Origin of the sequence: Paenibacillus sp. AR247, from assembly GCF_002968895.1 — a bacterium.
GTDB lineage: Bacteria > Bacillota > Bacilli > Paenibacillales > Paenibacillaceae > Paenibacillus_AQ > Paenibacillus_AQ favisporus.
On sequence record NZ_PCZT01000009.1, the window covers coordinates 1,854,748 to 1,863,957 of the forward strand.

Below are 9,210 nucleotides of genomic sequence, written 5' to 3' on the forward strand. Positions count from 1 at the left end.
CCCATGACGAACCCGTCGCGGCCAGCATCGAACGGGCGGCTTGCCAGCTTCGGATCCCCGTTCCATGCCGAAAGGGCCGTAGCATTGCCGAAACTCGCCATCGAAATTTCGGAAATGGCCGCTTCCGCGCCGCCGACGATCACGACGTCCGCACCGCCCGAGCGGATCAGCCGGAACGCCTCTCCGATGCTTGTATTGCCGATCGAGCATGCCGTAACCGGCGACATCGTAGGTCCGGTGAAGCCGAACCGGATGCTGATCGTCGCCGCGGCCATATTAGAGATTATCATCGGGACGAGCAGCGGGCTGACTCGTTCCGGTCCCCGGGAACGAAGAACGTCCCCCTGCTCCATCAATGTCCCAATACCTCCGATACCAGAGCCGACGTACACACCCGTCCGCTCCTTATCCAGGCGGTCCAAGTCCAGTTCCGCATCCTTGAGCGCGTCTTCAGCCGCCGCCAGCGCAAACTGGCAGAAGCGGTCCATCCGCCGGGCTTCCTTGCGGCCGAACCTTGCCTCCGCATCAAAGTCCCGCACGATGCCGGCGACGGAAGCCTTCATGCGGGACGTATCAAACGCATCGATCCGGGATATTCCCGACTCGCCTCGAATCATGGCATTCCAAAAGCCGGGTACCGTGCTGCCCAGCGGTGAAACCAGCCCCATTCCTGTAACGACAACCTTCTCCATCTGGTATTCCTCCCAAACTCAAATTATGATATTATCTTTCCATAGCATTTATCCTATTACAAGTTATAGTTTATCCTAGTATAAACAACACCATCATAATGAACACCATCATAATGAACACCATCATAATGAACACCATCATAAGAAACACCCGGATGGCAACGGAACCTACGATGGAACTTATAATTGGATGTGCAAATAGATGTGCAAATATATCTGCAAATAGAACTGAATCTAGATCTACAAAAGGAACTGCAAATGGGTTTTAACTTTGAAAGAGGTGCAAGAACAGATGAACCAGCAGACACGGCTTAATGCACTTTCCGCTTTTCTGAAAAACCAGCGGGCCAAGCTGCAGCCGGAAACGGTCGGACTTCCGCAGGGCACCCGCCGACGGACGCCCGGACTCCGGCGGGAAGAAGTGGCACAGCTCGCCGGGGTCAGCAGCACCTGGTATACTTGGCTTGAACAGGGACGGGACATCAAAGTGTCCGCTTCGGTGCTCGACTGCGTCGCGTCCGCGCTGCAGCTGACAGCGGACGAGCGGAAATATTTGTTTTCGCTCGCCCTGGAGAGCGGCTCCGCTGCCGCCCCGATTCAGCAGGAGTACCAGCAGATCAGTCCGGCCCTGCAAAAAATCGTGGACGAGCTCCACTACTGTCCAACGATCATATCCGACCGGCGTTTCCAGATTGTCGGCTGGAATGAAGCGGCCGCCCACGTGTTTCTCGACTTTACCCAGATTCCGCCCGAGGAGCGGAACCTGATCCGCCTTCTGTTTACCCGCAAGGAGCTGCGGAGGCTGGCGGTTAACTGGGAGCATTTTATTATGGGGTTTTTGTCGATCTTTCGCGCGTATTACGGGCAGTACGTCGATGACGAATGGTATGAACAGTTTCTGCGGGAAATGGAAAATACCGATCCCGAATTCCTGACGCTGTGGAAACAGAGCCAGGTCAGCTCGGCGCCGGAGGTGCTGATTGAGTTCAGGCATGCCAAAGCCGGAAAGATGCTGTTCGATTTAACGTCGCTACAGGTACAGGGCGGCAGCGATTTGCGCTGCAGCATCTATACGCCGTGCGCCGGATCTCCGACCGAAACCAAGCTGAAGCGTCTGATGCAGCGTACGGCAGACGCTTAATCGGCAAGCAGGAATGCCAGGCGGAATAACTGGAAATGTGCGAAGACGAATGAATCATATCCGAGGACGAATGACGAAATAGATGGGGATGAACACAGGATGGCTTTTGGAATTAACCGCATTGAACTGAACCGGTGGAAGGAGGCGGTCAGCCGGGGAGAAATCGCGTATTTAACGCACTACTGGCTGGACCCGCGTTTTCCCGGGATGACGACGGTTACCAAGGTCGGCTGCTCGGATTTGGATCGGCTCGCCGGATGGTGCGTCAGCCACGGACTTTCACCGAAATATATACACAACCGCTCTCCTTTTCCCCATTTTGACCTGATCGGGCCAAAACAGCGCGAAATTTTGCGCAAAGAAAAGCAGTGGGATCAGGTTGAACGGTTTCATCTGTGACCGTCCGAGGAATAACGGTCACCAATACAAAGAAAAACAGCCGCTCCCGCCCTTCCGGCGGGCAGCGGCTGTTTTTCATGCTTCAGCATGACTGCCAAGATTGTTCCGTTCCTAACTCTTTATGGCGTGATGATTTCCTGCACCCGGCCGACCTGCCCGTCCGTCAGCCTGACCTTAATGCCGTGCGGATGCTGGGCGGAATTGGTCAGGATATCCTTCACGATGCCGCGTGTCCTTTTGCCTGTACGCTGGTCCTGCTTCAGTACGATATCGACCTCGAGTCCGGGCCTGATGTTTGCGCGAAGCTGTCCGTTCATATAGCCCCACTCTCCTTGAATTTCCGCTCTGCCGACAATCCGAGCTTGCGCAGAAGCTGAATCGCCTGCATCTTCTCTTCGCTGTCCAAATCTTCCACCGCGCGGACCAGAACCTGCTGATGCTGAGGAAAAATACTCTGGAAGAATGCTCTCCCCTCATCCGTCAGATCTGCAAATATGACCCGCCGGTCGTCCGGCGACGCCTTGCGGACAAGCAGATTCTTTTTCTGCAGCTTATCCGCCACGTACGTAATGTTCCCGCTGGATATCAATACCTTCTCCCCGATTTTTTGCAGTGGTTGGGGCCCTTTGTGATACAGCAGATCCAGGACTCCAAATTCCGTTGAATTCAAACCGTGGCTTTGAATATCACGAATGGAGTGGGCAACTACTGAATTATAGGCGCGGGCAAGGACAATAAATAAATCCAGGGACAATTCATCGTTGCTAGTTTTACCAGCCATGTAAAAACCTCCAAACGCGCTATCTTAATGCTAAGATAATCGAAAGACGCGATGATGTCAAACCTTTGTTCCTCTTTTTATGCCTGTCCGTTCCCGCCAAATGCTGGAGATCAACCATCCGATCCACACGCCCGCCGTATTCAGGATCACGTCATCCACGTCAAAGCTGCCGACCCGCAGCAGCATCTGCGCCCATTCCACGACCAGGATGGACGAAACGAAGACGGCCGTAAGCACAAGCCACAACTGCAGCTTCTGGATCAGCAGCGGCAGCAGGAGGCCGAAAGGGATGAACACCGCCATATTGCCGAACAAATTGATGATCCATATTTTCGGGGACATGGTCCAGCCATACTGTATGTACAGCCGGATCGTCCGCAAAGGAATCACATTATAATGAAAGGATGAACCCGGGCTTCGTCCGAACCCCAGGAACATCCAATAGAGGAGAAGAAGCGTATAAACGACGATCAACACGGTCAGCAGATTTCGCCATGCAGCGGACAATACCGGTTGTTTCATGAAATGCGCTTGACCTACCGGTTTAACGGACGCTCCATGATTTTAACCGTTCCGTCGCTGCCGGCGATGACCGCCCGGTCCGCCATTCCAATGAACAACCCGTTGTCCACCACGCCCGGAATGTATAACAGCTGCTGATGCAGCTTCGCAGGGTCGGCAATCTCCCCGAAGCGGCAATCGGCGATATAGTTTCCGTTGTCGGTGACGTACAACTGGTCGTTATCGGTGCGCAGCTGCGGGCTGCATCCGAGCTTCTCCAGCGATGCCAGCGTCCATTCATGCGCAAACGGGATGATCTCCACCGGGAGGGGAAATGCGCCCAGCGTATTCACTACTTTGTGCTCATCGGCAATAATGATCAGCTGCTTGCTGTGGTAGGCAACGATTTTTTCCCGCAGCAGCGCTCCGCCCCCGCCTTTAATCAGGCTCAGTTCCGGATTGACTTCGTCTGCACCGTCAATAGTCAGGTCCAGCCCGTCCAATTGGTGAAAAGGCAACAGCGGAATCCCTTCCTCGGCCGCCAGCTTCTCCGAAGCCTTGGAAGTCGCCACAGCCTGTATCCTCATCCCTTCCCTGACGCGTTCACCGATTCTCTTGATCGCCCAGTAAGCGGTGGAGCCTGTCCCCAGACCGACACGCATGCCGTCCTCAACGTATTCAACCGCTTTTTCCGCAGCCATTTTCTTCAGATTCATATTCCTCATCATCTCCTTGGTATAGTGGATGGGCCGATTCGGTTATGGACCTGCCCTTCAAGACTGGTATAATCATCATGGTACCGTAACAACTGCACATGGAGGGTTATCAATGAGAACCGAAAACCAGATTAAATCCAAAATGAACGAACTGCTGATGCAAAAAAAGTCGCTGCTCTCACGCATCGAATCGGCTGAACCAGACACGCCGGTCCACGCCTCGCTGTCTGCCCAGCTGCTCCGCGTCGAAGACATGCTGACCATGCTGGAATGGGTCTTAAACGAACCCACAGGCAGCTATCATATGTAACTATTCGCCCGCCCGGTCGAATACATACACGATGGAATCCGCCGCCGGCTCGTAGCCGATATTCATGTAAATATGGTTGGACACCGGATTGCTGAGATCCGTGTACAGGCAGGTGAACTCGTAATCACTGCTTAGGAGCCGCCGGGTCAGTTCGGCTACGGATGAGCTTGCATAGCCCCTTCCGCGCAGCTCGGGAGGCGTGTAAACCAGCGTGACCACGATACCGCGTCGGGTCGGGCGCGATTTTTGGACCATGGAGACCGGTCCCCCATCATCCCAAATATAGAGGGAAGACAAGGTGACTCCCCTTCTGGCAATCCGTTCGGCGTCCTCCTGCGGGATCGGCTCCAGCGCTTCGCGGCTGAAGTCCAGCACCCACCTTGTAAGGAGCGGCAGATCATCTGGCCCAGCTTCCCTCAAGTGCCCCCCGCTTTCGGAAATAGGGTTTACTTTCGTGCAGCGGTATATCCGCTGATTCATTCCGACATGGTAGGAAATGCCGGTCTTGTCGCGCCACACCTCCGCAAACATTTCAGCGGTTGACGTTAACCCAATAATGCTAGGGATTTGGGATACCTCACCCTGACGGATGATATAGTCCACCGCCTCGCAGCAGCAAGTCCGAAGCTGTTCCGGGCCGCCGACTTCATCGCTTGCGTACAGAATCAGATGCGACAGCGTCTGGATGAGTATGAGCAGGGGCTGCTCTCCGTTCTGAACCGTCGCCAGAAACAGCCGGCTGCTTCCCTCCCCATGCCGCGGAATGCCGCCTTCTTCTTTCATCGTGTCTACCAACCGGTACAGAATGCCAAGCGGAAGATTGTTCAGCAGTTCATTCTCAAGCAGCACCGGCTCCGTATGCTCCAAAAATGCTTCCGGATCCTGAAATTGAACGACGTGCATTCGCCTTCCCTCCTTCGCCTCTTGTTTATCCTTTGCCCTGATTTAACCTGCCGATCAGCTCCGTCACTTGAAGCGGCGAGGTGAACCGATAATCGGGAACGGGAAGAAGATTGCTGCTCTGAATCGTTTCAAACCATATTGCACCGCCGATCCGGGTGCCTGCCGCCCGCCCGGCTGCCATATCGGCGTTGCTGTCCCCGATAAACAGCGTATCTTCCGGCATTACTCCGAGCACGGCCATCGCCCTATCGAGGCCCTCCCGATCCGGCTTGGGACGGGTAAGCTCATCCCCGGCAAAGCCTACGGTGAAATAAGACCCCATAGCGAGCTTCGCTGAGGAAATGTCGAGCGACCTGCGGCTTTTGCCTGTGATGATGCCCATCGGAATGGACATGTCCCGCAGCCGGTTCAGCATGCCGCGGATTTCTTCCGAAAGCGTGAGCATCCGGTCGTGATATGCGTCGTAGATCCGATAGTAGTTGTCAATTGCTTCCGGCAGTGACTCGTGAGATTTCAAAACCTGGCTGATAATGCCTTCCTCTGTCGGTCCAAACCAGGCCATGATCTCTTCGTTGCTGTACTCCTTCGCGGTATACTTGCGGAATACTTCCTGAAACGCGTAAAAAGACAATGGCAGCGTATCCGCCAGCGTGCCGTCGAAATCAAACAGCACCGCCCGAATCGGCCGCTTTGTCAAGTCATCCATTGACCAGCCCCCCCTGACGCGTTTAACTTGTGGTCCAAACGGGCGACAGCCTCCTTCTCCTCTTCGCCGATGACCGCTTCCATGACAGGAGACGCCGCCTTAAGCCGGCCCTTCGCGAGCACGTCCGCCAGCTTAGTCTCCATGATGCCGGTTGCTTCGGACAGCTTCAGCTCCCTTTCCCCGGTTACCCTGCCTAAGTACGCATACATCGTTCCTTGAGGATCCTCATACGAAATTCGATAAATCGGGGTGAAACGGCTGTTCTCCTCTTCATCTAAGCGGCTTGTCACCTGCACCGTATAGGTGTAGTGAATCGGTCTGGGGCCGGGCTGCTTCTTCTGTTCTGCGATGATTTTGGAATTTTTCCAAGCGAGCACGCCTGCCCCGATCATGATGAGAATACCTATTCCGAATGCAAAATACACGAACACTGCCCGTTCACCTCTATTTCCTCTGTCTTACAGCTTCTTGAGCATATGAATGTCTTCCGGCTCCTGCTGATACAGCTCCTCATCCACTTCCTCGGTGAGGTTTCCGCCGTTGGCACGGTAGAAGCCGACCGCCGATTCCGTTTCCGTCGAGGATATGTATAAATAGCTCGCTCCGCGCTCCTTGGCCACGCGGCTCAGCTCGTTCATGATCCGGGTAGCCAGCCCTTGTCTCCGGTATGGCCGGCTGACATACATCAGATCCACCTGCAGCTGGTCTTGGTTGCGGCCTCTAAACCGGTGTCCGAGCACGCCAAAGCCGGCGAGCACTTCGCCGTCGAACGCCCCGTATGCCGTGCCTCCCTGCTCCAGCTCACGCTGGAAGCGGTTGACCATTTCATCCGTATGTTCCTCATCCCAGGTCGGACATTCATGTCCCATCGGAACGGTTTCAAGCTGCCCGCCGTTCATTTTGTAAATCCGGTCGATCTGTTCGGACCGGTCGATTTGGCGGATCTTGTCCGCCTCGTTCACATGCATTTGTCTGATAATCATAAGAAATTACCTCCATATTTTTAATGAAATCGAAGCTTTCTTTGATTACCCTAAACAGAAAATGCAGTCATTGCATGAATAATTGCAAATCAACCCCCTTCTTACTGATTCCATTATACAAAAAAACAGCCTGCGGCTACGCGCCGAGGCTAAAATAAGAAGAGATGTCTACATGTTTACATTACCCTGTACCGTAATGCTTAATCTCGCGGCCCATCAAAAAGCTAAAGATGTGCGGCGCTTTCCGGTCGTTCATATATCGGCGGGCTTTGCTTCCTTGAAAAGCGGATTTGCGGGATGGCGATGCCGATGAAAATAAGCACGATCCCGAACCACTGCAGACTGCTCACATGCTCGTGAACCAGCAGGACGGAAGCGACGACCGCCGCAGGCAATTCGGCAGCTCCCAGGATCGCCCCCGTGCCGGAGCCCACCTTCGGCATACCGATCGCGAAAAATCTGGGTCGCCAGCCCACGGCCTCTGTAAGCCTTCATGACAGTGAGCTCCTGAATCGTGGGACAGCCCGCCAGCATCCCAATGATACAGACCCCGGTCAATGCGCGGGTTGATGTGTCATACAAGAAGCTTGAAGCCATCGCTGTTTCCACTGTCATATGCGCAGCATCGAGCCTGAGCTTGGACAGCACGTCAGCAAAAGAAGCGTCCTCCAGTTTGCTGCCCTCTTCATGCCATGCATGCTTGAACAAAAACAAACCGATCTCCCGTTCTAGCACGAGCCTGCGTTCTCCGCCCTCATGTTGGATTTCTACGGATTGAAAAGCTGAGCCGCCGTTTCCGTGGGAGGCATATTCGGCCGTTGGCCGCTGCATCCAGCGATGCCTATGAGGTGCCGGGAAAAAGCCTGCTCGCATATAGGCATCTTCCTGATCTGCAAAGACTTCATAGGCGCGGATCGTACGCGTTTCCCCTCCTGCTTCCGTCTCCCGGATCGCCTCGACGACAGCAAGGATTAATCCGTTATCCACCTGATGGGGTGGAATCGTGAACAAATCCCGGATCGCGCTGCCCGAAAGAGCAGCACCGCCGATCACCTTTCCGTTTTTTTTCAACCAATAAGGCATGAAACCCGCAGGCAGAAATAAATCGGTATGATGCGGCGGCTTGAACCCTGCAGCCATCTGTTTATCATAAATGCGCAGGTACCACTCCCATTCCGCCGGCTCGGCCTCGCGAATGCTTACGGATTCAGGCGTCCCCCCATGTGGGCTTGCTACCAGCCGGTCTTCTCTGTTCATGCCAGACCTCCTTGGGCTCAGACAGATAGTTTTCTATTAGTCTACGGTCCGGCCATCCGATTTCATGCCAGATCAGCCACGAAGAAATTCCCCGGAGCTTAGGGGTTACCGCATGCTTTATTTTTGACCTCCCCTATTCATGAGGCTGCTCATCACTTTCCTCCTCTTCCTATCCGATATAGGTTGCTTGCTTAAAAAAAAAAGACCGCCCGAAGTAAGTTTTCACCTCGTTACGGCCTCTTGTTAGGAGAGCTGTTCTATTTGTGCCCGTTTGCTATGTAATTGTGGATCTGATTCATATGATGGCGGTCTATGCCAGTAAAAATCGGCCAGATACTCGTCTACGGACAGCTTGCCGCTTCCGGTACTGTATTCGGTGGCATACTCTTCTTCCGGTATCCGCTTCAGCTCTCCGATGATCTGCTCCCGCCAGTGCACCGTCTGATCGATCAGCTCCTGGCGTCCTTGGCTGCGCGCATACGCGGCCGCTTCCCGGTTGAATTCATCAAGCTCCACCTTTGGCATATCCATCGGTTCTTTGGCCGCCATCGGCCGGATCGCGTGCTCCAGGAAATGCTTGTCCCACAGCATGATGTGCCCGATGATTTCCTGCGGCGACCACTTGCCTTCGGCTATCGCTCCCGTCCACTGATCTTCCGGAATATCCGCCAGTGCCTTCACCCCATCGATCAGTTCGCGCATCGGCGCAAGTTTCTCCGGCATGTCGTTCATCCTCATCTCTCCCAACCCAAGTCAATCTGTCATGGCGTTGGCCATGCCACTCTATGATACCCGGGAATGGCATTTGAGACAAGAACAAA

13 protein-coding genes and 1 pseudogene are annotated in these 9,210 nt (G+C 54.3%); 3 read left to right on the top strand and 11 right to left on the bottom strand.

From position 1 onward, the window contains the following. The coding region (locus tag CPT76_RS17090) for a beta-ketoacyl synthase N-terminal-like domain-containing protein (protein WP_308737603.1) at nucleotides 1-692 on the bottom strand (692 nt) is incomplete at its 3' end. Nucleotides 693-984: 292 nt separating this feature from the next. Here CPT76_RS17090 and CPT76_RS17095 point away from each other — a divergent pair. Together CPT76_RS17095 and CPT76_RS17100 are read left to right on the top strand one after the other, a co-directional pair. After that, on the top strand, nucleotides 985-1,833 hold the full coding sequence (locus tag CPT76_RS17095; RefSeq protein WP_105443692.1) for a helix-turn-helix transcriptional regulator: 849 nt from the start codon (nucleotides 985-987) through the stop codon (nucleotides 1,831-1,833). Nucleotides 1,834-1,932: 99 nt separating this feature from the next. Beyond that, nucleotides 1,933-2,232, top strand: coding sequence for a hypothetical protein (locus CPT76_RS17100; protein WP_105443693.1), 300 nt, complete (start codon nucleotides 1,933-1,935; stop codon nucleotides 2,230-2,232). Between the two features lie 119 nt (nucleotides 2,233-2,351). On the opposite strand, the gene CPT76_RS17105 is transcribed toward CPT76_RS17100, so the two are convergent. The 4 genes from CPT76_RS17105 to rpiA are packed head-to-tail and all read right to left on the bottom strand — an operon-like array spanning nucleotide 2,352 to nucleotide 4,230. Then, nucleotides 2,352-2,549 (bottom strand): YwbE family protein, encoded by a 198-nt coding sequence (locus CPT76_RS17105; protein WP_076168389.1) that lies wholly within the window; start codon nucleotides 2,547-2,549, stop codon nucleotides 2,352-2,354. Then, the gene (locus CPT76_RS17110) at nucleotides 2,546-3,013 is read right to left on the bottom strand and encodes a MarR family winged helix-turn-helix transcriptional regulator (RefSeq protein ID WP_076168391.1); all 468 of its coding nucleotides are present in this window, start codon (nucleotides 3,011-3,013) and stop codon (nucleotides 2,546-2,548) included. The genes CPT76_RS17105 and CPT76_RS17110 overlap by 4 nt, the downstream gene beginning before the upstream one ends. Nucleotides 3,014-3,070: 57 nt before the next feature. Further along, a complete protein-coding gene (locus CPT76_RS17115) occupies nucleotides 3,071-3,535 on the bottom strand; it encodes a VanZ family protein (protein ID WP_105443694.1) in 465 nt (154 codons plus the stop codon). A 14-nt stretch (nucleotides 3,536-3,549) separates the two neighbouring features. Next, nucleotides 3,550-4,230, bottom strand: coding sequence for a ribose-5-phosphate isomerase RpiA (rpiA, locus tag CPT76_RS17120; protein ID WP_181152887.1), 681 nt, complete (start codon nucleotides 4,228-4,230; stop codon nucleotides 3,550-3,552). A gap of 112 nt (nucleotides 4,231-4,342) precedes the next feature. On the opposite strand from rpiA, the gene CPT76_RS17125 reads away from it, so the two are divergent. Next, a complete protein-coding gene (locus tag CPT76_RS17125) occupies nucleotides 4,343-4,540 on the top strand; it encodes a hypothetical protein (protein WP_105443696.1) in 198 nt (65 codons plus the stop codon). On the opposite strand, the gene CPT76_RS17130 is transcribed toward CPT76_RS17125, so the two are convergent. The 6 genes and pseudogenes from CPT76_RS17130 to CPT76_RS17155 form a co-directional block, all read right to left on the bottom strand. After that, nucleotides 4,541-5,443, bottom strand: a complete 903-nt coding sequence (locus CPT76_RS17130; RefSeq protein ID WP_105443697.1) for a GNAT family N-acetyltransferase — start codon at nucleotides 5,441-5,443, stop codon at nucleotides 4,541-4,543. A gap of 25 nt (nucleotides 5,444-5,468) precedes the next feature. Then, nucleotides 5,469-6,149, bottom strand: coding sequence for an HAD family hydrolase (locus CPT76_RS17135; protein WP_105443698.1), 681 nt, complete (start codon nucleotides 6,147-6,149; stop codon nucleotides 5,469-5,471). Then, nucleotides 6,137-6,580 (bottom strand): hypothetical protein, encoded by a 444-nt coding sequence (locus tag CPT76_RS17140; protein WP_105443699.1) that lies wholly within the window; start codon nucleotides 6,578-6,580, stop codon nucleotides 6,137-6,139. Before CPT76_RS17140 ends, CPT76_RS17135 begins: the two co-directional genes overlap by 13 nt. Before the next feature lie 27 nt (nucleotides 6,581-6,607). Further along, nucleotides 6,608-7,132 carry a GNAT family N-acetyltransferase gene (locus CPT76_RS17145; RefSeq protein WP_105443700.1) on the bottom strand — a complete coding sequence of 175 codons (525 nt, stop codon included), beginning with the start codon at nucleotides 7,130-7,132 and terminating at the stop codon, nucleotides 6,608-6,610. Nucleotides 7,133-7,356: 224 nt separating this feature from the next. Continuing rightward, nucleotides 7,357-7,587, bottom strand: a pseudogene (locus CPT76_RS17150) (EamA family transporter); the annotation flags it as partial. Nucleotides 7,588-8,632: 1,045 nt separating this feature from the next. After that, nucleotides 8,633-9,121 (bottom strand): DinB family protein, encoded by a 489-nt coding sequence (locus CPT76_RS17155; RefSeq protein WP_181152888.1) that lies wholly within the window; start codon nucleotides 9,119-9,121, stop codon nucleotides 8,633-8,635. Nucleotides 9,122-9,210: the final 89 nt, after the last annotated feature.

What these genes read in the sequence shown, in the direction of transcription:
- CPT76_RS17095 (WP_105443692.1), top strand. Translation starts at nt 985, where the DNA reads ATGAACCAGCAGACACGGCTTAATGCACTTTCCGCTTTTCTGAAAAAC.
- CPT76_RS17100 (WP_105443693.1), top strand. Translation starts at nt 1,933, where the DNA reads ATGGCTTTTGGAATTAACCGCATTGAACTGAACCGGTGGAAGGAGGCG.
- CPT76_RS17105 (WP_076168389.1), bottom strand. Translation starts at nt 2,549, where the DNA reads ATGAACGGACAGCTTCGCGCAAACATCAGGCCCGGACTCGAGGTCGAT.
- CPT76_RS17110 (WP_076168391.1), bottom strand. Translation starts at nt 3,013, where the DNA reads ATGGCTGGTAAAACTAGCAACGATGAATTGTCCCTGGATTTATTTATT.
- CPT76_RS17115 (WP_105443694.1), bottom strand. Translation starts at nt 3,535, where the DNA reads ATGAAACAACCGGTATTGTCCGCTGCATGGCGAAATCTGCTGACCGTG.
- rpiA (WP_181152887.1), bottom strand. Translation starts at nt 4,230, where the DNA reads ATGAATCTGAAGAAAATGGCTGCGGAAAAAGCGGTTGAATACGTTGAG.
- CPT76_RS17125 (WP_105443696.1), top strand. Translation starts at nt 4,343, where the DNA reads ATGAGAACCGAAAACCAGATTAAATCCAAAATGAACGAACTGCTGATG.
- CPT76_RS17130 (WP_105443697.1), bottom strand. Translation starts at nt 5,443, where the DNA reads ATGCACGTCGTTCAATTTCAGGATCCGGAAGCATTTTTGGAGCATACG.
- CPT76_RS17135 (WP_105443698.1), bottom strand. Translation starts at nt 6,149, where the DNA reads ATGGATGACTTGACAAAGCGGCCGATTCGGGCGGTGCTGTTTGATTTC.
- CPT76_RS17145 (WP_105443700.1), bottom strand. Translation starts at nt 7,132, where the DNA reads ATGATTATCAGACAAATGCATGTGAACGAGGCGGACAAGATCCGCCAA.
- CPT76_RS17155 (WP_181152888.1), bottom strand. Translation starts at nt 9,121, where the DNA reads ATGAACGACATGCCGGAGAAACTTGCGCCGATGCGCGAACTGATCGAT.